Genomic DNA, 22,612 nt, shown 5'->3' on the forward strand with positions numbered 1-22,612 from the left:
TTACGCAGGCTTACGCGCACTGATGCTATACACCAAGGGCACATGCAGCCCTTGGTGTGTTAACACATAACGACCATCGGTTTGCGCCTCTAGCCCTTCGAAACAGTTATAGGGACTAAACGCAAATTCGTGGAAGAACTCCAGTTCCAAACCCGCCCGCAATAATGCATTGATCACTTCGGACAAACTATGCGACCAGCACATTAAGGTTTGCTGCTCATCACCGGCATTTTCGGTATAAGTGCCTTCCTGCTCAATGTCTGGCTCACCCCGATTAAAATAGCTATAACCATCGAATAGCTGCTGCGCCGGATGAAACTCGGCCATGTAAAACTGTCCGCCGGGCTTTAAACAGCGCGCAATGGTCTGCGCCCAAAGCGTTAAATCTGGCAACCAAACAATCGCGCCATAGGATGTAAAAACAATATCTTGCGGCTCAACTTTGCCCGCAACACTGTAGACATCGCTACAGATAAACTCGGCGGACAACTGCGCCTGCAGTGCCAACTTGTGCGCCTCTGCAATCGCCACCTCGGATAAATCGACCCCAATCACTTTTGCGCCCATTCGCGCCCACGACAGGGTATCTAGACCAAAATGACATTGCAGATGCAGTAAGCTTTTACCCGCCACATCCAGTTCACTCAGCTCGATTTCCGTTAAGGATGTTTTGCCATTCAAAAAGCCTTCAACATCATAAAAATCAGAGGTTAAGTGCACACGAGTGCGGGCATCCCAGGCGATTTTATTGGTCGTTAAGTAATCCATGTGAATCCTTTCAGGTTGCGCTTTTAATCAAGCAGGAATGTTGGGACACACGCTAACCTAATAAATGAGTAATTTCACTAATCAATAGCTAAATCACTTATTCAGCGGACATGTCCACTTAACGCTTGACGGACACATTTACAATATATCAATGATTATTAAGATATTTTAAAATTGGCATAGGATGTGCAATCTCGAGTGATATAAAGTTTATCGCTAACAGTTCAGCACTCAGTCGGTCGTCGAGTGTCGAAAACAAGGAAGAAGAAAATGTCACTACGCCCTTTTTTATTCACCCTAGGATTTGTCGCCCTCTTTACGGTTGGCGTGTCACTCACTGGCTGCATTATCAATGTTAACGCCGCCGGTATGCCGGATTTAGACCACCAGCAGCGTGAACTCACACTCGATAGTCAAGACTTGCAGGAGCTAGTCGCCGAAACCGGTGCGGGCAGTCTCGAGATTATCGGTGTAGAAGGCCTAACTCAAATTAAGCTAGTCGCTGATATCTATAGCAATAATGACAGCAATGACGATAGCAAGGTGATCCTCACCCTTGAGAAAAAGGCCAATAAAGCCATGCTCAAAGCCGATTTTGAGTCCCACGCTAACTTCAGTAATTACTCGCCCTATATCGATCTTAAGCTGCAGGTGCCAGCTGGATTAGCGTTGGATATTGACGATGGTTCGGGTGCAATTTTGATCAATAAGATGACCGCCGATATCAAGGTGAAGGATGGCTCGGGCGAACTGGTTATCCACGGCGGCAATAATGTCAGCATCGACGATGGCTCGGGCGCAATTGAAGTCAGCCAAGTAAATGGTAGCCTCGCGATTATCGACGGATCTGGTGGCATTCAAGTCAATGATATTAAAGGCAGCATTACTATCGATGATGGTTCAGGCGAAATTGCAGTCGCCAATGTGCAAAGCACAGTCACCATCAACGATGGCTCAGGCGATATTAACGTGGTGAACACTAAGGGTTTAACCATTCTCTCGGCAGGTTCAGGGGATGTGAGCTTCGATAAAATCGACGGTCCAGTGAGCATGAAATAACCCGAGTATTGACCTTCTTCCCGGCGTAGAGACTGATGTTGTAACGGTTCCCAACCAAAATGTCAGTCTTCTACCCACCCCTTTTGCGTTACCGTTTCATGGACATGCTTATGCACTTTATGCCACTAACCCCTTGTAGTGGCATCTTTTTTTGCGTCTGAGACTTTCTCAGACTCGATTCAGGTAAATTGCTGGTAACTTTTTACCAATTTGTCTTTTCGGAGCAAAATGTAGCAATGAGTATATAAATAAGGCGTTATTTTGTTTGTTGATATATTTAAAAAGTCAAAGTCGTGGGGCTTCACCCCACACCCGACCAAGGAGGACTGCTCGTCCTATCCTCCTTGCTAATGTTTTCACAAGCAGCCAAGACGCCCCTAGCGAAGTTACATGCATTAGTTACTAGCTTCGTGCTTATTCGAAAATCGCTAGCGCTTCCGATGGTACATCCCCTTGAAGTTAAACTGAGAGTCCGAAAGCTAACTCGGCATCCTGTCTGCATCACGCTCTATCCTTTTAATAAAGAGTCTTCAACGCCCCTCAGCAACTTCGCGGGGGAGATGAACTTCTGAACCTCCGGTGCAGGCTGTTAATCCTAAAAGAGTTTTTCCAGCCCTATCATTCCTGTAAGAAAATTTAACAGTGAGTGTCTAGATAAATTGGTTATTGGTAGCACTTTTTTACGCCAGCCATGCCTTGATGCTGGCTGGCTCTTCCGATGCTTTAGTCGGCAATTTCCAACGAGCCGATCATCTGGTTCATCTCGCCATAACTCAAATGACTCTCAGCAGGTTGCAAATAACCGGTTTGCTGAAATATTTGCATCTGAGCCAACACATGGCTATATGCGGATTCGGCCATGAAGGACCCTGCGCTATAACGTTTGACTCCTGTGGCGAATATTTCGTTGGCGCTTGGCGCACCCGATAATGCCATCACACTCAACGGTGCGTCGATGGCACGGGCGACTTGCTGGCACAGTGTCAAATCGATTAAACCGGGAATAAAAACCCCATCAGCACCAGCAGCAATATAAGATTGAGCTCGGTTGATTAAGCTGTCGGCATCCTTGTTCCCGCCGCGAAGCAATACATCCATCCGGGCATTAATAAATAACGGGTAGCCCAATGCATGGCAGGCGTCACGCAGTTGTTGAATGCGTTGTGCGCCGCTCACAAGGTCGAGCATACTGCCGTCCTGTGTATCTTCCAGATTCACGCCCGCCACTCCAGCTGCCAACAAATCTTGCGCCAAGTCGCTCATATTTTCACCAGTGCTTAGCAAGCCGTTTTCAACGTCGATAGACACAGGCAATTCGGTGCTGGCTACAATTGCGGCCGCATGTTGCATCACACACTTGCGTGGGATGGTATGGCCATCGGCATATCCCATTGACCATGCAACACCTGCGCTGGTTGTCGCAATTGCGGTCGCTCCAGCTTTTTCGGCAAGATGCGCACTCATCACATCCCATACATTATTGAGTAGTAAACCGCCTTGACTGTGCAACTGGCGGAATGTCGTGATTTTGTTTATTAATTTAGTGCTTAGCATGATTTTCCTATATTTTTAAGTGCCAGAGTGGTGGGTTGTTTGGGTATATCCATAATCTACTGCTTGGTTCTTCAACACGATTCGGGTTTGCAACCATAAATTTATTGTCGGAACATTTGCATACGCCAATTCACTTCCCAGGTTTTACCTTGATCAGCAGACATCGCTTGCTCCCAGCGCGGGGTTTCGGTATCAGTATCAAACCATTTATAACGAACCAGAATAGGTTTGCCGTCCAGTTCATCATCACATTCGAAGATGCCAATACCATTTTCAAACTTACCTACGACGGGCGGCATTAAACTACCGGCGCCATCAAGACCCGCGTTGGTATTGTCGAGCCAATAAATACTCCACAATTGCGTTTGCGGATTAAATAAACGCAGCGACATGCCGACAAAACCCGGGCGCCAGGAGGGTGCGAGGAAATCATCGTAGTTGCCGATGCCTCCGGGCAGCAATCGCATCTCTTGGTTCGCTTCGAAATGCTCCCAGTCGTTGGAGTGTTGCAAACGATGACGCAGCCGTTGGTTCTCTATCCGCCAGCGGCCGACGAAAAAATCAAAATCATGTTTAGGGTCATTCACACTTTGTTTTCCTTGACTGAGTGATGGTGTAGAAAGGGCAAGTGCCGAACGAGATCATAAGGTGCCGGTCTCTATCAGGACATAGACAAAACCAAGTAATTAGCCTAGGTGAACCACAGATTTCACAGATTTAAACCGGTTTTACTTTGGATTTCGCACAAGCGGCGAAAGCTTGCTAAATTGCCCCTCAAGTACAGGATTTAAGGTTGAAAAACGTTGCACATTTGTTAGTAACAGGCGGTACTGGTGCTGATTATAGGCGGCGCTGATACTGCAAATAACCGTTAGAAGGCACCCGTTTATGGGTGTACATTAGGAGGATTTCGGCAATTGATCACCATGACAGCGTGGACGGTTTTCAAACTGAGATGACAGCACCATCGAGGTACTGGTTTTACCTATTTTACCCAACGACATTAACACGCCTTGTAAATGTTCCGGCGAGGTGACACCTATGTGCATCAACGCACAGTGGTTACCGGTGGTCGCATGCAGTGCTAACACCTCGGAATGCGCTGCGGCCCAAGCATCTAGGGCAGCATGTGAATCCACCACAATATTGATAAAGGCTTCAAAGCTATAACCCAAGGCGCGCAAATTGACTCGTGTTTGGTAGCCCGTAATCACCCCAGCCTCTTCCAGACGCCGCACCCGCTCTGTCACGGCGGGCGCAGTGAGATGGACTTGCCGGCCAATTTCGGTGTAACTGATGCGCGCATTGCTTTGCAATAGGGCGATAATTTTACGGTCGTAGTTATCAAGTTCAAAAGCCATAGTAAACCTAGTGAAATATCTTGAATTGAGTGGTTATATCGCGGCAAATGCTTGGGATTTGCGCTGTATCGGAACGAGGTTCCCACTTACCATAGTGGCTTGTTTTTACCACTTTAGCAGATGTTCAACCATGAAAAATATCATTGAAATTCGCAGTTACCAATTAAAACCAGGCACTGGGTCAGAGTTCCATCAATTGTTACAGGAAAAATCCTTGCCGCTACTGGCCGCCGCCGGAATTGATGTGGTGCTCGCCACCGCCTCTTTGCAAACCCCAGATGCCTACATGTTAGTGCGGGCTTATCACAGCATAGCGGATTGTGAGCAAAGCCAGCAGGCGTTTTATGCCAGTGCCGCTTGGCAAAACGGGCCACGGACCGCCATTTTAGCCTGCATCGAAAGCTGCAACACCATGATGTTGGCGGCCGATGCTACTTTGCTCAAGAGCTTACGCCAACAGGCCGGACCAACCCTCTGATCAACAATGGCTGGTTCCACAACCAGCCAAGCATTGTAAACCTGTTTGCAGTTGCGTCGGTTTTGTTACTTTTTCCATTGCAGATCGATTTGCCTAAAGAAGTTTATCGAGAAACCCATGGTTAAATTTTGCAACGTAACAACAGAATTCGGATATGTGCAGGCTAACAGAACACTCCGTGGTTAACGGGATTAAGCACTGACATGGAAGTGACCGTCCGTGACATGGCCGCTCTTTCACATCCATGTGATCGCGGCATTCGCACTTCCATATGCAGCAGATGCCACCGTCGAGCCCTCAGGGATGAGTTCATGGCGAGTCACTGGAATGGCTGAGCTTAATCGTTCCCCGCCATCATACCTAACGCTATCAAAGCGAGCTTTTGACTACGGTTTAACTTTTTAACCGCGATTTCACGCTTTAGGGCATCGCTGCGGGTACCGACTGGTTCTCGATACATCAGGGTTAATGGCCCTTTGCCGCGCAGGTATTTTGCCGCCTTGGGGCTGCTTGATTGATGTTCGTTAAATCGCCGTGCGACATCTGTGGTGATGCCTGTGTATAAGTGGCCATTGGCGCAGCGGATAAGGTATAGATACCACATCGAGGCTTGTTCTATCTCTGACCTCGCACCTTGCTCCGAAGTAACAGCTTGCGCTTGGCTAGCCCCTTTTTGGGGGTTAGCCGAGGGAGTTGAACTTGCTGTTTCAAATACTAAATCGGTCACCCGTTGGCGCCTACTTAGTTATGCCTAGCTGGCTTAAGAAGAAGGCATATTCCTGCGCCGTGTCTTGATACTGGCGGTAACGGCCGCTCTTACCACCGTGGCCGGCATCCATATCGACGTCGAATAACAATACCTTATCGTCCAGCTTGTACCACTTATTCTGCACTTCGCGCAGTTTCGCTACCCATTTAGCGGGTTCGAAATACTGCACCTGTGAATCATGCAGACCCGTGGTCACTAACAGATGGGGGTACTCATGGTCGGCGACATTGTCATAGGGCGAGTAGCTGAGCATATAGTCGAAATAGGTCTTCTCATTAGGATTGCCCCACTCGTCGTACTCATTGGTGGTCAGTGGAATCGACTCATCGAGCATAGTCGTTACTACATCCACAAAGGGTACATGGGCCGCGATGGCAAAATACTTCTCCGGTGCCATATTGGCAATCGCGCCCATTAACAGCCCGCCAGCACTGCCGCCCGCGGCGACCACTTTATTCTTATCGCCATAACCTTGCTCGGTTAACGCCGTAGTGACATCGATAAAGTCATTAAAGGTATTCTTTTTATTTAGTAATTTGCCAGCATCATACCAAGGGCGGCCCAACATTTCGCTGCCGCGCACATGGGCGATGGCATACACAAAGCCACGGTCGAGCAAACTGATTACCGACGAAGAAAAGTCAGGCTCTACAGTGTAACCGTATGAACCATAACCATATTGATATAGAGGGTTAGTGCCGTCTTTCTTGAATTTATCCTTACGATACACCAAGGACACTGGCACCTTAGCGCCATCGCGGGCGGTGACAAATAAACGTTCGGCGCGGTACTGGCTGGCATCGAAGCCGCCGAGCACTTGTTCCTGCTTAAGCAGATCGCGTCTATCGGGATTGCTTAAATGGTACTCATAAATCGCCTCGGGCGTAGTCAGGCTCGAGTAGAAAATCCGTAACTTGTCGCTATCTTGCTGGGCGTTAACATCTAAACCTAGCACATAGGCGGGTTCATCGAAACTCAGCTCAAAGGGCTTTTGACCATTGAATGGCATCACTTTTATGCGCGTCAGGCCACTCTCACGGGTTTGAATAATCAGGTAATCCTTAAGCACGAGTTCATCTTCAAGCCGCGCATTGGGATTATGGGCAACCACCTCCTGCCATTTGGACTTATCGGCGGCATCCTTAATCGCCACTTTCATTAAACGGAAGTTGGTCGCCTGCCAGTTGGTCAGAATGTAATAGCTGTCGCCCAGCTTAGAGACGCTGTATTCATGGCCTTCTTCCCGCGCGAGTACGGGTTTAAACAAACTTAAGGGATCGTTGGCATTCAACACCGACACTTCACTGGTGGTGGTGTTCTCGTGGAATAGCACAATTTGAGATTCATCTAAGGTTTTGCCAAGGGCAATATAAAACGAGTCATCCTGCTCCTCATATACCAGCACATCACGGGACTGTGGCGTGCCTAACTCGTGGCGGTACACTTGATAGCCCAGCAGGGTTTGCAGATCCTTGGCGATATAAAACACATGGCGATTATCATTGCCCCAAACGATGCGTCCCTCTGTATTTTCAAGCACATCGGTGATCATGGCGCCGGATTCAATATCTTTAAAGTAGATGTGATACACGCGGCGGCTTAACAGATCTTCACCGAAGGCCAACATGGTTTCATCCGGGCTGACGCTGACACCACCTAAACCATAAAACTCATGGCCCTTGGCGCGTTCATTCACGTCAAGCATCAGTTGCTCAATCCCGTCGCTGCCCTTACGGGCGATCAGCGGATATTCGCTGCCCTCTTGGTAGCGGCGGTAATAGCTGTGCTGGTGCCATTGGTAAGGCACGCTCGACTCATCGGCGACCAAACGCTCGGTCAACTCTTTAAACAGTCCATCCTGTAATGACTTAAGCGGCTTAAAGTAAGCTTGGGTGTAACGGTTTTCGGCATTCAGATGCGCCAATACCTTAGGATCTTGACGTTTATCGTCACGCATCCAGTAGTAATCGTCGGTGCGCGTGACCCCGTGCAAGGTCATCACATGGGGAATTTTTTCCGCAACGGGCGCAGAGACTTGCCCTTTTTGAGTGGAGCAACCGGGTAATAGCATAGCGAGACCTAAAGTAAGCAGCAGAGTGCGCATTTATACGTCCTTGTGACGTTCAAACACCATCGTAAGATACGACGGCAAGCCAATAAATTGATGTGCCGGATATGATATACCCAAGCTAGCGCTTGTTGCGAGTTTCCTAAAGATTGCGCTTGCTTAAGGATCTCAAGGCGTTGTGCGCTTGCGCAAACATTGCCCAATTTATGGCGCGATTTTATTGCCATTCCAACTAAATAGGCGCAACATAACCGCGTTTTTAGGCTAGAGCCTAACAACAATTCTCAGGGCGGGGTGAAACTCCCCACCGGCGGTAAATAGTGTCGTGAGCGTTTTCACTCCCACTAAAGCCCGCGAGCGCCCGAACGCAATTTCGGGGTCAGCAGATCTGGTGACTTAGGTTTTCTCGCCATGGTTAACGCCTAACGAGGTAGCCCTAATATTCCAGAGCCGACGGTAATGGACTGTTTGCAGATAGCGACAGTACTGAGTCCGGATGGAAGAGAATGTAAGACAACACTAGGATAGTTGGCATTAAGCTTTGTCTGAGTATCCCGGCTGTTAGCCTCATATTTTGCAATTACCCGACCTAAGCCATTGCGCTTAAATGGGTCTATTGCTACAGCTAATCCCCTTTGGGGTAATAGCTGTATTTCTGCACGCCCTGATTCTGGAAATTCCCATGTCGTATTTTTAAGGATATTAACCATGAATCAGTCTTTACTTGCTCCTTTTGGTACAGCTATCGAACGCGTTGAAGCGGGTCTTGCTGCCCTGCGCCAAGGCCAAGGTGTGTTGGTCGTCGATGATGAAGATAGAGAAAACGAAGGCGACTTAATTTTTGCCGCCGAGTCACTGACCAATGCTCAAATGGCCATGCTGATTCGCGAATGCAGCGGTATCGTATGTTTGTGTTTACCGGATGAAAAGGTCAAAGCCCTCGAGCTGCCACCTATGGTGGAAAACAACTCAAGCCAATATGGCACCGCGTTTACTGTGAGTATCGAAGCTAAAGTGGGCGTCACCACAGGCGTTTCGGCCGCTGACCGTGTCACTACCATTAAAACCGCTATCGCCGACAATGCTAAGCCAAGTGATTTGGCTCGCCCAGGCCATGTATATCCACTGCGCGCCCAACCCGGTGGCGTGTTAACTCGCCGTGGCCATACCGAAGGCACTATCGATTTAATGCAATTGGCCGGACTTAAGCCTGCGGGCGTGTTATGCGAAGTCACCAATCCCGATGGCACTATGGCGCGCCTGCCAGAAATCATCGCCTTTGGTGCGGAGCACAATATGCCAGTGCTAACGATTGAAGATATCGTGGTTTACCGTAAGTCATTATTAGCCAATGTAGGCTAAGCCTCCAAGCCCATAAGAGGCAATGCTATACAGCCGTTATCCCCAAAGACGCTTGCCACCGCCAGCGTCTTTTTTTATTGCTTTTGCCACTCAAGGCGACTCCTAGCCCATAAGAAAACACACAATGCTCAAATGCCGCTCAATATCACAGACAAATGGTTATTTTGTTTGATAGGAGGGAAATACATAAACAAAAATAACACCTTAGATATATATATAACAAATTGCTTAATTTCGTGACCTAGATTAGATATCCATAAACTAGGGGTCGCGGCACTTCTCTGTCTATGTTAAATATCCATAACCAATGCCAGGTCTTTCACTGCTCAATACCGCATCAAGGCGAACGCCTTGATTTTTTTATGTCTCCCACCTGGCAAATGGAGTAGGAGTAAGTTTGCATGCCATCCACGCTACATCACCTCAGTTTGAAGCAGAAACTCATTCTGTTTTCGCTATTACCCTTGCTGATGATGAGCTTGTTTGTGCTAACACGTATGTATGTTCTTGCGAGGGAATACCACGCCGCGACTCACAATCATCTGGCCATACAAACAACGGTACAGATTACTGAACTCCTCTATCAGCTACATAACGAATACGGCCTAAGTGTTCAGCCGAATCAAACGGCAAGGTCCCAGGATCAAACAGGGTTACTACAGCAGCAACAGCACACGACTAAGACATTGGATGAGTTGCTCAATGGGCCATCTCTCATCGGCTTAATTGCCGCCTTAGATAGTGACCGACTGGGAGCGGCGCAATTGCAGGAGCGGCTCGACGCGCTACGGCTTTCGAGCCACAAACTCATATCGGCCCGTCAGGATGTGTTAAAACAATCTCCTCATGTCTTCAGCAACTTATATAATCAGCTTAATGCCCAGCTATTGCAGCTGATCCAACTGCTACAACTGCAAACCAACGACATTAGCCAGTCCCGCGCCTATGCCGATTTACTAAATCTACTGATGGTACAGGAGCTTGCGGTCAAAGAACGCAGTGCCATTAATCGTATGCTGTTATCAAACTCATTAAGCATCAATGATTATCGGAGCATAAGTACGATAATGTACGAATATGGCCAAGCCATTTTGCATGCTAGTAATGCCTCCATTTCAGATAGGCAATCCCTGACCCGCCAAGTACAAGCTTCGCCAGAAAGCCTACGAATACTCAATATCAGCCAACAGATTGAACAACAGATCCGTGTCAGCACTTTAGTACAAAACATCAATGCCCATCTAGGCTATGGCGGTTTAATCGATAGCTATCAGGACTATTTGCTCAGGGGCGACGCTAACTCACTGGATAAATTCAATCGGGCACTGGCGGTTATTCAACTTAATCTCGACGAACTAAATCATGAGATCCGCAATCTGCCAAGCTTAATCCCCACTGTCAATGTTATCGAAGACAGCATTGGCCAATACCAATTTGGCATGTCTAAGCTACAACAACTGCAACATCAAAGACTTCCCCTCGAAGAGATCACCACCCTCGCCCATGTGAACGACACAGATCTGAGTGGGGCAATAGAAAAACTCTTAATGCCACCCCATCCAGTAAGCAGTAAAGATTGGTGGTCACTGACAACGGATCGCATCAATGAACTGCATGCCATCGGTGATGAGATCACTGAGTCCATGGCGCAGCAGAGCGAAACCCAGCAGAACCAAGCCCTGACGCTTCTCGGCTTATACCTATTTTCCGCCTTTTTTACCGCCACTATCACACTCTGGCTTGGGCGTAAGATTATTCGCAGCTTTATCGACAAAATCACTAAAATTGCCAATAACATGCAGCAGATGGCGGCCGATCCTCAGCTCAATATCAATATGAATGTTTCAGGTTCAGATGAACTCGGCCGTATGGCCCGCGCCATGAACCTGATGATTAGCGAGCGCCAAAAGGCAAACCATGCGCTAAATCGCGCCGCCGCCGTATTCAATTATTCCGCCGAAGGCATCATGGTGACGGATGCGGATAACCATATTGAACTGGTCAATCCCGCATTTAGCCAAATCACAGGCTACACCTTAGATGAAGTGAAGGGACGCAGCCCCTCACTTTTAAGCTCTAAACGCCATTCCCAGCATTTCTACACCGCCATGTGGGAGGCGCTGCAACAGGAAGGTAAGTGGGAGGGAGAAATCTGGAATAAGCGCAAGGATGGCCAAGTGTACCCCGAGTATCTGGCGATCACTGTGGTACGAAACGAGCAGGGGAAGATAATCCAACATATTGGTTTATTTATGGATATCAGTAAACGTAAACAATATGAACAGGATCTTTGGTATCAGGCTAACTTCGATAGTCTCACCGGCCTGCCGAATCGCAAACTATTTAATGAACGTCTGCAGCATGAAATCCATGTAGCGCAACACGACTCACGTAAGCTGGCTATTCTACTGATCGACTTAGATCAATTTAAGTACATTAATGATGTACAGGGCCATGCCACTGGCGATCTGTTACTGCAAGATGTGGCAAAACGCTTAGAAGGGATCGCGGGTAAAACCGATTTTATCGCCCGCATCGGTGGGGATGAATTTGTGCTCATATTGCCACGCCTAACGAACGAACTCGCCATCGAACATATGGCAACCCGCATCATTGAAACCCTATCCGCGCCTTTTATACTGAACGAACGGGAGATCCAGATCTCCGCCAGCTTCGGTATTGGCGTGTATCCCGAAGATGGCCTCGACGTGAGTTCCCTCACCCGCAATACCGAAATGGCCATGTATCAAGCCAAAGATGCCGGACGAAACACCTTCAAGTACTTTACCGCAGGCATGAATCAAACCATGTATGCTCGCATGGAGCTGGAACAACGCCTACGACGCGCCGTAGCACAAAATGAATTTGCCCTGCATTATCAACCCATAGTCGATATGAAAACCGGCCGAGTGTGCAGTGTTGAGGCGCTTATCCGTTGGCAAGATCCTGATTTTGGCTTAATACCGCCGGATCAGTTTATTGCTATCGCCGAAGAGACTGGGCTTATCGAGCCTATGGGCGAATGGGTGCTCAACCAAGCCATGCACGACCTAAGGCAGTGGCAGAAAAGCGGCTTAAATATCAATGTCGCCATTAATGTTTCCAGCCGTCAATGTATCAACACCCGCGGCATGGGCTTCGACCAAGTGCTACAGGAATGCTTTAACCGCCACCATGTGAACCCATGCAATGTGCATATTGAGATCACCGAAAGCATGTTGATGGGCGATGCGAGCCACTGCTTAAGCACCCTAGAGTCCATTCGCCATTTAGGCTCGCAAATCTATATTGATGATTTTGGGACAGGTTATTCCTCATTGAGTTATTTGAAGAAATTCCCTATTTCAGTGATCAAAATCGACCGCAGTTTTGTGGAAAACGCCCTCGATAACAGCTCTAACGCCAATCTAGTTAAAGCCATTGTGATGATGGGCCAAAGCCTTGAAATGGAACTGGTGGCCGAGGGGATAGAAACCGAAGCCCAATGGAAATTCCTCCGCGACTTAGGCTGCCACTACGCCCAGGGCTATTTGATCTCAAAACCTCTGCCATTCGATGAGATAACGCCGCTGCTCAAGGTAAAACTTCCCTTGCTTTTACGTACGAATCAACATGGTGAATGCATAACTATTTGATTAATAAATAAAACTTAGACTTTACTCGACCAATTCTAAGCTGTTAGGTTGCTTGCCCTTGAAGAATAGTCACGAGATAAGCCCCATACAACACCAGCAACAAAACACCTCGCCTGCGTTCAATAACACCTGTACGTGTAGGGTAAGTGAACACCACGGCCATGAAACCGAACATCAATGTCATCGCGACTTCACGCCATGCAACCGTTATGGGATGGATGATGGCCGCAATTGCGATAACCAAAATGCCATTGAGAATATTGCTGCCAAGAATTGTTCCCAAGCCAATCTCGTCATGCCCGCGCAACTTGGCAATGACAGTTGTCGCGAGTTCAGGTACGGACGTACCCACCGCCACAATAGTGGCCCCGATAATAAATTCATCGAGACTAAAGGCGATAGCAATGCCCCTTGCGCCAGCCACAATGAGGTTACCGGCAGTAATAAGAAAGGCAAGGCCAACTACGCATGAAAGAACAACCCGCCATCCCCCATGTTCCCCAAGAACTTCTCCCACAGCGCTTCGTTGTTTTCGTGCTTCGATAATGGTCATTACCAACCAAGCGAGGAACATACTTAACAGCAAAAAACCATCGATTCTGGAAAGCTCACCATCAAGAAATAGAACCGCCGTAATGATGGGGATCAACAATGCCACAGGAAAATCCCGCTTTACACTGTCACGGGGACTTTGGATACCAGAAATGACCAGCGCAAGGGCAAGAATCAGTGCCACATTGACTACGTTACTTCCGAGGGCATCTCCAAGAGCGATTTGGGGTGTCCCTGCCAGAGCGGCATTGATTGAGACCGACAACTCAGGGCTTGATGTGGCGAATGCGGCAACAGTGACACCGATAATACCAGGAGAAATGCGCGCCCAATGGGCGAGACCAACCGTACCGCGCACAAAAAGCTCCCCACCGATGGCGGCGCACACAAGGCCCAAAATCAAAACCGCGTAATCGCTCATTGCAACCCTAGTGGTGTTAGCAGCTCTTCAAGTTTTGCACAGACTTCTGTTTATTGGTTCAAAATAGCAAACAGCTCGCCATAAAAAAGCAGCCTAGGCTGCTTTTTTATCGGATTGGTAAAAGCTAAGCCTGTGGCTGGCTCTGGGGGTTCATAATGCTCTCACCGCCCTTAGAAGCCAATTTAACCAGATCTTTATCAATAAAGAACAAGGCTTTACCGTCTTCACCTACTAAACGGATCTTATCGACAATCGACTTAAACAGCTTTTCTTCTTCATGCTGCTCGGCCACATACCATTGCAGGAAGTTGAAGGTGGAATAATCTTGATTAGAAAATGCGGTATGGGCTAGGGCATTAATTTGGCGAGTGATTAACTGCTCGTGCTCATAGGTCAACTCGAACAAGGCGAGCAAGGATGAAAACTGTGACTGCGGCGCCTCAATCGCGCCTAATAATGGCAGACCACCGGTTTCGCTCACATAGGTGAACAAACGACGCATATGGCCCATTTCTTCATCCGCATGTTCGCGCATAAATTTTGCTGCGCCTTCAAAGCCTTGATCTTCACACCATGCGCTCATTTGCAGGTATAAATTAGAGGAGAAGAACTCCATATTAATTTGTTCATTCAACTTTTCGATCATGGTTGCTGACAGCATAGTAAATCCTCTTTGGCATTCGAACTGAAATCTTGGTCCATTGTCATTAAGGGGGGCAGGAAAAGCAATAAAATTTACCTTTGAACATTTAGCTAACTTAATGATTATTTGATAAAAATGATTTTCATTTGTTCATCGACTCGCGTTTAAGTTTGAGATTTTATGTTAAGGCTATTCAACATAAAGCGCCCACTTTCTTACACTGTGGCAGTAAAAAACGGATTGCCAATCACAGAAACTCGCATGCAGATCATGGCCATCCCCGATCACCGTGGCATAATAAGCCCAATGTTGCCATACAACTCACAGCATATAAGGAAGACCCGATGTCCGTGAAAGCCGATCCTTGTTCGCAACCTAGCTTAATGCATCCCGACCAAGCCATTCCTCTTTTGCTTGAACAGGTTAGCCCAGTGTCAGACACCGAAGTCGTTACACTTCCCCACGCGCTTGGCCGCGTTTTAGCAGAAAATTTGGCCTCTTGTATCGATCTGCCGCCCTTCGATAACTCATCGATGGACGGCTATGCCTTCCGTTTCGCCGACTTACAGCAACAGACAGAGCAAACGGCTCTACGCCTTATCGGCAGCTCCTTCGCGGGGCATGGGTTCCAAGGTGAAGCCCAAGCGAATAGCTGCATACGGATCATGACGGGGGCCCCGGTTCCTGCAGGTTATGACACAGTGCAAATGCAGGAAGAGACCCAAGTCCAGGGTGAATCTATTCTTATCAATCACCCCAAGGGCAAAGGTGCAAACGTGCGTTGCCGTGGTGAAGAACTCACCCAAGGCACCCAAGTCCTCAATGCAGGGATCCAAATCGGTGCCGCCGAACTGGGTGTATTAGCCACCATAGGCGTCAGCCAAGTCAGGGTTTACCGCCAACTTAAAGTGGCGTTTTTCTCTACTGGGGATGAACTACGCCCGGTTGGTAGCGAATTAGCACCGGGGCAGATTTATGATTCAAACCGTTATTCCATCCAAGGCTTACTCAGCCGCGCCAATGTGGAATGGCTGGATTTAGGGGTGATTGCCGACGATCCCGAGGCGATTCGCCACGCATTTCGCCATGCCGCCAGCCAGTCGGATTTAGTGCTAACCTCCGGCGGGGTCTCGGTCGGTGAGGCAGATTTCACCAAGCAAATTCTCGATGAAGAAGGGCAAATCACCTTCTGGAAGCTCGCGATTAAACCGGGTAAACCCTTCGCCATGGGGCGGATTGGTCAGGCGATATTCTGTGGCTTACCGGGCAATCCCGTCTCTTCCATGGTGACTTTTTATAAACTCGTTTGGCCAATATTGAACAAGATGCAAGGTTTAACACCAGTAGAGCCTTTGATGTTAGATGCCACTCTCACCACGCCTGTGCGTAAACAACCGGGCCGCGTCGAATATCAACGGGGGATTTTAAGCCGTAATCCCCAGGGTGAACTCGAAGTGGCCATCACAGGCAGCCAAGGTTCGGGCATGTTAACCTCTATGAGTCTGGCAAACTGTTTTGTGCTATTGGAACAGTACCAGGGCGACGCGCCGGCGGGCACTAAAGTCACGGTTGAACCCTTTAACAGCGTACTCTGCTAAGGCCTCTTCATGAACGAACAAGTAGACATCCTTAGCGACAGCGAACTCACCCGCTACAGCCGCCAGATATCCATCAAATCCATGGATATCGACGGCCAAGAACGCTTAAAACTCGCCAAGGTCCTGATGATCGGTGCTGGTGGCCTAGGCTGCGCCGCGGGACAATACCTAACCGTTGCGGGCGTTGGCGAACTGACCCTAGTGGATTTCGATACGGTCGAACTCTCCAATCTACAGCGCCAAGTACTGCATCAGGATGCTAATATTGGCCAAGCTAAGGTCGAATCGGCAAAACAGAGCCTAAACCAACTTAATCCCCATGTAAAAATCAATATAATCAATGCAGTATTGGATGATCATGAAATTGAAGCCTTAGTTGCCAGCCACAGCATAGTCGTCGATTGTACCGATAATATCAGCGTGCGTGAGCAACTCAATCTCAGCTGTTTTAGGCATAGAGTACCCCTCATTTCCGCCGCCGCCATCCGTATGGAGGGCATGGTCACAGTATTTGACTATCAAGAGCAAACCCCTTGTTATCATTGCTTTAGTTCGTTATTTGGTGAACAACAGCTCAGTTGTGTCGAATCGGGTATTCTCGCCCCCGTCGTGGGCATGGTCGGTTGTTTGCAAGCAGTAGAAACCATCAAAGTCATCACGGGTATGGGTAAACCCCTCGCCGGGCGTATTTTGATGATCGATGCGATGACGATGGAATTTCGCGAGATGAAATTACCTAAGCAGCCCAATTGCTCGGTTTGTGGTCAGTAAGAGCATGAATAAGCACATCAATCCATAGGAAATAGCATGAAATTAGCTTCCCCCATTCTACTCAGTCTATTCATTTGCAGCAGCTTATTAGCAGGCTGTGGGGATAAAACCGAACAGACAGCAAACACTCAAACCGAGGCAAAAGTGCAACTTGCTAATCCAGCATCCGAATATTGTGTGTCCCTTGGCGGCACCTTGGAAATACAGAAAAATGTAGAAGGTGAGCAAGGCATGTGTACCCTGCCCAATGGTGAAAAAATCGAAGAATGGGTACTATTTCGCCGCGATCATCCCCAAGATAAAGCGCGGTAATCACTTTAATTATTGAGCAAACAGGCGCACTATGCGCCTGTTTTATTTAGACGATTTCAATCTCCCACTGCGCCACTGCAAACGTTTCGCCGCTGAATGGAAACTCCACGCCAGCACGCGGGTAATTTTATTGCCCTGCTGCATCTCAATCGTCTTCACTGTATCGACTCCAAGCTTTGCCAACGCCTGATAACAAGGTTTCAGGTTTTCCTTTTTCGACACTAGGCTAGTGAACCACAGGCATTGATCTGCAAACATCTGACTTTCACGGATCATGGTTGCCAAAAATTGTTGCTCGCCACCTTGGCACCAAAGTTCCGCCGCCTGACCACCGAAATTCAGCTTAGCACTTGCAAGCGGAGCCTTTCCCCCTCGGTTCGCAGCAAGATTGCGCACCTTACGCAAAGAGCCTTCGCTGGCCTCGGCAAGCGATGCATGAAAAGGAGGATTGCACAGGGTCAGCTCGAAGCGATCATCGGCCTCGATGATCCCCTTAAACACCGCCTGTTCATCTAGTTGTAATCGTAAACTTATCCGCCCCTGCAGCACTGGGTTTTGCTCGATAATGCGCCGCACATTGGCGAGTGAATGGGCATTGATATCCGAGGCGACAAACTGCCAACCGTACACTTGACTGCCCAATATGGGATAGATGCCATTCGCGCCAGTACCTATATCTAACACCCTAGCGTTACCCAGAGCCCATGACTTATCGCCTTCGGCTAAAAGATCTGCCAAGTAATGCAAATAATCGACGCGACCGGGAATAGGCGGACAAAGCGCACCCTTAGGAATATCCCAATATTCAACACCATAGTGATGCTTAAGCAGGGCAGCATTGAGGGTTTTCACCGCCAGTGGATCGGCAAAATCTATGGATAAAGCACCGTAGGGCGTCGGGCGAACAAAGGCTTTAAGCTTAGGTAATGCCGTGACTAACGCAGAAAAATCATAACCCTTAAGGTGAACATTGCGTGGATGCAGGGCCTTTTTTAACGGATTGCGCCCCCTGTCCGCAGTGGTTATCACCTTTTGCTTCTCCACGGGGTGGCTCTCTGGCGCCACTCGCTCAACATTTGGCCGCCTGTGTACTTTACCCCGAGATGCGGTACTGGGTTTGAGAGTGGATTTAACGGCAGGTTTTGACATAGCGGCTCTAGTGTATAGGGGTTCTGCTAGCGCAGCGGGCCAACATGCGTCGGCCTCCGGTAAAATAGTTGCGCGAGTTAATCGTACAGATAAGAGGTAAAGAGTAGATTCACGATCAAAGGTTTACCCGCTTCTTTGGTAATTAAACTATTGACCATATCGAAACACTCGCGTCGAATTTCTTCACGGCCGGTGAGCGATTTAATCTTTTCTTCCGATTGGTTGCCCAATACCTCAATGATCGCGGCGCGCAGCAACGGGTCGTGGCGCTCAACAATGATGAGATCATCGGGATCCTTCACCATTAATTCGACGCTGATCTTCACAAAGCCAAGCTTTTTGCGGTTCGAAATATAGTTAGTCACTATCTCGGGCTCGAAGCCGTAATAGGCATATTCACTCTGTGTTGCGGGCGGCGCTTCTTTTTCGTCGGCCGCATAAGCATTAAAGGCAAAATTGAGCAAAATCAGGCAGGCTGATAATATTTTTTTCATAGCGGCTTGCGGCTCCCTAAAAACAATAATGGTCGATGGAAGAAACTTCCCAATCTATCTGCTAGACTGCCGACGTTTGCTTATATTGTAACGAGTATTTAATGAATGTGACCAGCTTAAGCTTCCCCTATGGTGAATCTATTCAGTGGTTTTGTGCCGATAGTGCCGATAAACTTCCCCAATCCCCCCTGAAAGATTGGTTGCTCGCGCCGGGCAGCTTGACACAAAAACTAAAAACCTGCTGCAACCAGTTTGAGGTTAAAGTGTTAGGAGAAGGCCAGCTCGCCCCACTCGAAGGCGAATATCCCCAGCAGGGTTTAGTTTGGATCCGTGAAGTTTTACTCTGCCTCGACACTATTCCTTGGGTATTTGCCAGAACCTTGATCCCACAAACCTTACTATCTGAACGACAAGCAGATTTTCTTGGTCTTGGCACTCGCCCACTGGGAGAACTGCTGTTCAGCCAAGATAACTTTATTCCCGGCAGAATTGAAGTCGCCCGCTTCGAAACCTGTAGCCGCCTAGCTCAACTGGCCGCGAGTTTAGATCAAAGTGTCGAGGATGAACTTTGGGGGCGGCGGCGTTATTTTCACCACGGCCACGACGAGATGATCGTCAGTGAGATTTTTCTGCCCGCGGCAGTGCAAGCTATCGAAGCCCTCAACAAACGCTAACAAACAAAAATGCCTCTATTTAGAGGCATTTTATATTTATCGGCTCAACTTAATTGCATTAATGCTGGCGACGCCAAGCGAATAAGCCAAGGAATGCGAGACTTAACCATCCTAAACTTCCCCCGCCTGAACTTTCCTTCGCTGGCGGAGTTACGGGGGCGGTCACAGTGATAGTCTTACTGCTGCTAGCCTGACTATTCTGTTCATCGGTGACCTTCAATGTCACCGTATAGGTTCCCGCTTTCGCATAGGTGTGGCTTGGTGCGACGGCTGAGCTAGTTAAACCATCACCAAAATCCCATGCATAGGTTAAGTTGCCTGAACCACCCGCGGATGTATTAGTGAAACTCACAGTCAACTGATTAGCAGTGTGAGAAAAGTTAACCGTAAGAGGCAGAGTGATCACTAGGGCTTGAGTGGCTGTGGCTTGGTTACCCTTAGTATCTGTGACCGTCAGCGTGATAGTGTAATTGCCTCCATTGGTATAAGTGTAAGTCGTTGAGGCAAGCGTGCTTGAAGCCCCCGCAACGCCGAAGTCCCACGCGTAACTGTAAGCACCTTCCCCCCCTTGGGCAACCGCTGAGACAGCCACAGTTTGACCCGTTTGCACTAAGGTAATCGCGGCTGTTAATGGGGTTAACTCAGGATCGGTATTGGCATTTGCTAAGCGGATCACCGCGGTGCTGTTGTTACTCGCCTGGGATAAGACTTCCATAGTCACCCCCAATTTTTGTAACACCATCCCCGACTGAGGTTGCAGCGGCGCACTGTAATCTAAGCTGTCATCGAATAAGGTGACGGCTGCCAGGTGATTATCCCCAGCATAGGCGGTTTGTTTTACCGTGCTAAAGGCGGCATCGCGGATCTGCTCATCGGTTGAGCGAGTGCCTATCATATTTTGGTCGGCATCAACCACTCCAATCAAGCTATGGCCTGCATGGTCAACAACATTATTGTCGCTGTAACCGTAGTCTTCTAACCACAGTAATACCCCGGGATCATAACCCTCATCTTTCAGTCCCGCATCAATGCCATTATGGCTGCGTAACTGAATGAGGTAGCGGGATGCGGCGCCGGGGCGAGTGTTGGTAATGCGACTATAGCCTGTCAGAGTGGCTTTACCCGCAACTTCGGCATTATCGTCATACAGCTCAGTTGCACCTTGCTTGATGCTGATATTATCGATAGTGATACCCGACTCGGTTGCCGCTTCATCTGTGATGTAGTTGAATTCGACTGTGACGGCCTTGCCCGCATAACTCGATAAGTCATATTCCAAAGCGACCCAAGCATCACTGCCCACCGCAGTCGAAATAGTCGATGATTTATCGGTAATAATATGCCGGGCGCTGTTAATCGTGTTGCTGGACTTAGTGTAGTTGCCCGCAATCGCCGTACCATTCACTTTGACCTGCATATAGTCGTAGTCGGTTTCAATTTCCCAACTCGCCTGCATTGAAAGCGTCAGTTTATCGGTAGTGGCTGGCAGAGTAGTCGTAAAGCTCATGCTATTAGTCAGCATATCCCCTTGGCCAGAATAGTACTGATAACTGCCCTGAAAGGGCGCCTTAAAGGGAATGGGCGCGGCGGGCAATGGAATCGCAATTTGGTTAATAACCTCTTGATTAACCGCTTCATTTAGGGTGATTTCCATTCCGGCGTTAGGGATGCTCTCTAGGGCAATTTCACGCTCATTGAGCCATTTGCCTTTATATTTTTCCTGCAGGTAAGAACGGGCATAGGGACTAAATCCACTGGGCTGTGCACCGGGTATAGTCCCTGCCCAACTGCCACCGGACATTAATGACCAGAGCCCCACTGGCGAGCCGTCTTTACCCTCAGTATCAGAAGTGTCGTACTCATCGGGTAGGCCTAGATCATGGCCAAACTCATGGGTACAAACCCCCGCTGCCGCATCAATAGGTTGAATGGTATAACCAAAGAGTTTTTTGGTTGAACCCGGAATACTGTAACCCTGAGTACTCTGGTCAACGTAATAACGATGGGACCAGATGGCGTTATCCCCTAATTTCCCGCCCCCGGCCTCTTCACCTATGCTGGAGTGGAAGATCATCACATGGTCGATAATACCGTCGGGCTCGTTCTTATTGCCGTTATTGTTTAAATCATACGGATCTTCAACATCATAGCTTGCTAACTCAGTCTCCGACATATTAGCAACGGCTTGGGATACCGCCTCCTTTACCAGTTCAGTCACTTGCGTATCACTGCCAGTGTCTGGATCATTGGCACCATAGTATTCGGCATTTTGACTGGCGCTATACCAACCCTTTACATCCCCAGTGAAAAAGAAACTCTTACCCGAAACCGCTTGATAATACTGATATCCCGAAGTCAGTGTCTGGCCCTGTGGGCCTTCAAATCCCGTCGTTGAAAAGAGTAAACCTTTATAGTGTGCAGTGGGATAGCTGGAGTAATACATGTCGGTATCACTGGCCGTTAACCCATTGTTATTAAATTTTAAGTCCGGAAAATCAATCAGCACTGTTAAGACTTTAACGGTTTTGGTCACATCGGCATCGGCCAACGCACGCTGTGCTGGAGAACGCAGCATCAGGGATGATTGGGTTGTTTGCTGGCGGGCATGTTCGGCTTCAACCTCAATGCGAGGTAACTTAGGTTGTGCGACCATGGCTCGCTGAATATAAGCCTGAACTGCGGCCTGCTTGATGCTCTCACTCGCATCGGCTGACACTTCGCCCCGCTTAATCAGCCAATATAAAATACGATCTTTATTGATAACGCCCGCATCCGCTGGCGTTTGCTGGGGTGCAGCCATACTCGCGCCGCTGATCAATGCCAGCATCAATCCAAATGCCGTCATAGCTTTTATTGTTTGCATCTTCAGTTTTCCTTCCATAACGACTTATGCGCCTCGGCCAAGCAACTCATTAAGGCTAGTGCCCATTGGTAATAAGACAAG

19 protein-coding genes and 1 riboswitch are annotated in these 22,612 nt (G+C 48.5%); of the genes, 8 read left to right on the forward strand and 11 right to left on the reverse strand.

Annotated features, from left to right (window positions below):
• Positions 1-768, reverse strand: coding sequence for a class I SAM-dependent methyltransferase (locus COW15_RS00755; RefSeq protein ID WP_293628790.1), 768 nt, complete (start codon positions 766-768; stop codon positions 1-3).
• 270 nt (positions 769-1,038) lie between these two features.
• On the opposite strand from COW15_RS00755, the gene COW15_RS00760 reads away from it, so the two are divergent.
• Complete coding sequence (locus COW15_RS00760) at positions 1,039-1,827, forward strand: hypothetical protein (protein ID WP_293628791.1); 789 nt, start codon at positions 1,039-1,041, stop codon at positions 1,825-1,827.
• Between the two features lie 723 nt (positions 1,828-2,550).
• On the opposite strand, the gene COW15_RS00765 is transcribed toward COW15_RS00760, so the two are convergent.
• From COW15_RS00765 to COW15_RS00775, 3 genes are all read right to left on the reverse strand, one after another.
• Entirely contained in the window at positions 2,551-3,381 is an 831-nt protein-coding gene (locus COW15_RS00765; RefSeq protein WP_293628792.1) for an isocitrate lyase/phosphoenolpyruvate mutase family protein, read from the reverse strand.
• A 101-nt stretch (positions 3,382-3,482) separates the two neighbouring features.
• Complete coding sequence (locus COW15_RS00770) at positions 3,483-3,968, reverse strand: hypothetical protein (RefSeq protein ID WP_293628793.1); 486 nt, start codon at positions 3,966-3,968, stop codon at positions 3,483-3,485.
• Between the two features lie 312 nt (positions 3,969-4,280).
• Positions 4,281-4,742, reverse strand: a complete 462-nt coding sequence (locus tag COW15_RS00775) for an AsnC family transcriptional regulator (protein ID WP_263170038.1) — start codon at positions 4,740-4,742, stop codon at positions 4,281-4,283.
• A 130-nt stretch (positions 4,743-4,872) separates the two neighbouring features.
• On the opposite strand from COW15_RS00775, the gene COW15_RS00780 reads away from it, so the two are divergent.
• Positions 4,873-5,220 (forward strand): NIPSNAP family protein, encoded by a 348-nt coding sequence (locus COW15_RS00780; protein ID WP_293628795.1) that lies wholly within the window; start codon positions 4,873-4,875, stop codon positions 5,218-5,220.
• Between the two features lie 337 nt (positions 5,221-5,557).
• Here the strand turns inward: COW15_RS00780 and COW15_RS00785 are convergent, their stop codons facing one another.
• Together COW15_RS00785 and COW15_RS00790 are read right to left on the reverse strand one after the other, a co-directional pair.
• Entirely contained in the window at positions 5,558-5,947 is a 390-nt protein-coding gene (locus tag COW15_RS00785) for a GIY-YIG nuclease family protein (protein WP_293628797.1), read from the reverse strand.
• Positions 5,948-5,957: 10 nt separating this feature from the next.
• Complete coding sequence (locus COW15_RS00790) at positions 5,958-8,093, reverse strand: S9 family peptidase (protein ID WP_293628798.1); 2,136 nt, start codon at positions 8,091-8,093, stop codon at positions 5,958-5,960.
• 240 nt (positions 8,094-8,333) lie between these two features.
• Positions 8,334-8,569: riboswitch (FMN riboswitch) on the forward strand.
• 196 nt (positions 8,570-8,765) lie between these two features.
• Here COW15_RS00790 and ribB point away from each other — a divergent pair.
• Positions 8,766-9,419, forward strand: coding sequence for a 3,4-dihydroxy-2-butanone-4-phosphate synthase (gene ribB, locus COW15_RS00795; RefSeq protein ID WP_279774901.1), 654 nt, complete (start codon positions 8,766-8,768; stop codon positions 9,417-9,419).
• A 401-nt stretch (positions 9,420-9,820) separates the two neighbouring features.
• Positions 9,821-13,054 carry an EAL domain-containing protein gene (locus COW15_RS00800; RefSeq protein ID WP_293628803.1) on the forward strand — a complete coding sequence of 1,078 codons (3,234 nt, stop codon included), beginning with the start codon at positions 9,821-9,823 and terminating at the stop codon, positions 13,052-13,054.
• A 43-nt stretch (positions 13,055-13,097) separates the two neighbouring features.
• On the opposite strand, the gene COW15_RS00805 is transcribed toward COW15_RS00800, so the two are convergent.
• Entirely contained in the window at positions 13,098-14,027 is a 930-nt protein-coding gene (locus COW15_RS00805; protein ID WP_293628805.1) for a sodium:calcium antiporter, read from the reverse strand.
• Between the two features lie 124 nt (positions 14,028-14,151).
• A complete protein-coding gene (gene ftnA, locus COW15_RS00810) occupies positions 14,152-14,688 on the reverse strand; it encodes a non-heme ferritin (protein ID WP_293628806.1) in 537 nt (178 codons plus the stop codon).
• 326 nt (positions 14,689-15,014) lie between these two features.
• On the opposite strand from ftnA, the gene moeA reads away from it, so the two are divergent.
• From moeA to COW15_RS00825, 3 genes are read left to right on the forward strand one after another with little or no spacing between them, the layout of a single operon-like run.
• Entirely contained in the window at positions 15,015-16,268 is a 1,254-nt protein-coding gene (gene moeA / locus COW15_RS00815) for a molybdopterin molybdotransferase MoeA (RefSeq protein ID WP_293628808.1), read from the forward strand.
• A gap of 9 nt (positions 16,269-16,277) precedes the next feature.
• Positions 16,278-17,039, forward strand: a complete 762-nt coding sequence (gene moeB, locus COW15_RS00820; protein WP_293628810.1) for a molybdopterin-synthase adenylyltransferase MoeB — start codon at positions 16,278-16,280, stop codon at positions 17,037-17,039.
• A 36-nt stretch (positions 17,040-17,075) separates the two neighbouring features.
• Positions 17,076-17,351, forward strand: a complete 276-nt coding sequence (locus tag COW15_RS00825; RefSeq protein WP_293628811.1) for a DUF333 domain-containing protein — start codon at positions 17,076-17,078, stop codon at positions 17,349-17,351.
• A 42-nt stretch (positions 17,352-17,393) separates the two neighbouring features.
• Here COW15_RS00825 and rlmF read toward each other — a convergent pair whose 3' ends face one another.
• Both rlmF and COW15_RS00835 read right to left on the reverse strand, forming a co-directional pair.
• A complete protein-coding gene (gene rlmF / locus COW15_RS00830) occupies positions 17,394-18,500 on the reverse strand; it encodes a 23S rRNA (adenine(1618)-N(6))-methyltransferase RlmF (RefSeq protein WP_293628812.1) in 1,107 nt (368 codons plus the stop codon).
• 77 nt (positions 18,501-18,577) lie between these two features.
• A complete protein-coding gene (locus COW15_RS00835) occupies positions 18,578-18,994 on the reverse strand; it encodes a flagellar basal body-associated protein FliL (RefSeq protein WP_293628814.1) in 417 nt (138 codons plus the stop codon).
• A gap of 101 nt (positions 18,995-19,095) precedes the next feature.
• On the opposite strand from COW15_RS00835, the gene COW15_RS00840 reads away from it, so the two are divergent.
• Entirely contained in the window at positions 19,096-19,668 is a 573-nt protein-coding gene (locus COW15_RS00840; protein ID WP_293628815.1) for a chorismate lyase, read from the forward strand.
• Between the two features lie 58 nt (positions 19,669-19,726).
• On the opposite strand, the gene COW15_RS00845 is transcribed toward COW15_RS00840, so the two are convergent.
• Positions 19,727-22,531 (reverse strand): immune inhibitor A domain-containing protein, encoded by a 2,805-nt coding sequence (locus COW15_RS00845; RefSeq protein WP_293628816.1) that lies wholly within the window; start codon positions 22,529-22,531, stop codon positions 19,727-19,729.
• Positions 22,532-22,612 lie beyond the last annotated feature (81 nt).

The organism is Shewanella sp. CG12_big_fil_rev_8_21_14_0_65_47_15 (genome assembly GCF_002783505.1).
Taxonomy (GTDB): Bacteria; Pseudomonadota; Gammaproteobacteria; order Enterobacterales; family Shewanellaceae; genus Shewanella.